Here is a 968-nt window from a genome sequence, read left to right as displayed (position 1 = left end):
GCCCCGGCCGCCCCGCCGCCGCCCGGCACCGAGACGGCGCTCGCCGACGGCGTGCGGGTGGTGGAGGAACCGTTCGAGATCGTCGAGGCCGCCGACGGCGTCGCCGTGCCGGTGGCGCCGCGCTCCCGCGCGCCCTGGGCGACGCTGCTGCTCTCGGCGCTGGGGGGCCTCGCCTCGCTGGGCATCGGGCTCGCGATCGAGCGGCTGATCGCCGACCTCTTCTCCGCCGCGCCCTGGCTCGGCATCCTGGCGCTCGTGCTGCTCGGGGTCGCCGTCGTGGCGCTCACGGCCATCGTCTGGCGCGAGGTGGCGGGCGTGCTGCGCGAGCGCCGCATCGAGGCCCTGCGCGAAGAGGCCCTCGACGCGCTCCGCTCCCGCGACCACAGCGCCGCCAAGGCCGTCGTGCGCCAGCTCTCCGGCCTCTATGCCGAGCGCCCGGCGATGAGTGCGGCCCGCGCCCGGCTCGCCGCCCTCGACGACCAGATCCTCGACATCGAGGACCGGATCGCCATCGCCGAGGCCGAGTTGCTCAGCACCCTCGACCGCTCCGCCAAGGCGGCGGTGGCGGAGACCGCCAAGCAGGTCTCGGCGGTGACGGCGTTGAGCCCGCGGGCGATCGTCGATGTCGGCTTCGTGATCTTCGCGGCCGTGCGGCTCTTGCGCCGCATCGCCACCATCTATGGCGGCCGGCCCGGCCTGTTCGGCTTCCTGCGCCTCGCCCGGGCGGCGTTAGCCCATCTCGCGGTGACCGGCAGCGTCGCGGTCGGCGACAGCCTGGTGCAGCAGGTGCTGGGTCTGGGCGTCGCGGCGCGGATCTCGGCGAAGCTCGGGGAGGGGGTGCTGAACGGGCTGATGACGGCCCGGTTCGGGCTGGCCGCCCTGGCGGTGTGCCGGCCGCTGCCGTTCACGCGCGAGCCGGCGCGGCGGCTGGGCGATGTGGCCGGGGAGCTGTTGCGGGGTGGGGGTGA

At 75.9% G+C, this 968-nt stretch carries 1 protein-coding gene; it reads left to right on the top strand.

The window, feature by feature from the left end; translation table 11 throughout:
* Positions 1–968 (top strand): YcjF family protein (locus VP06_RS33290; protein WP_048468112.1); only part of this gene is annotated, 968 nt, incomplete at both ends.

The organism is Methylobacterium aquaticum, from assembly GCF_001043915.1.
Lineage (GTDB): Bacteria > Pseudomonadota > Alphaproteobacteria > Rhizobiales > Beijerinckiaceae > Methylobacterium > Methylobacterium aquaticum.
Note: the sequence above shows the minus strand (reverse complement) of the source record. Positions and strands in the feature narration are given on the sequence as shown.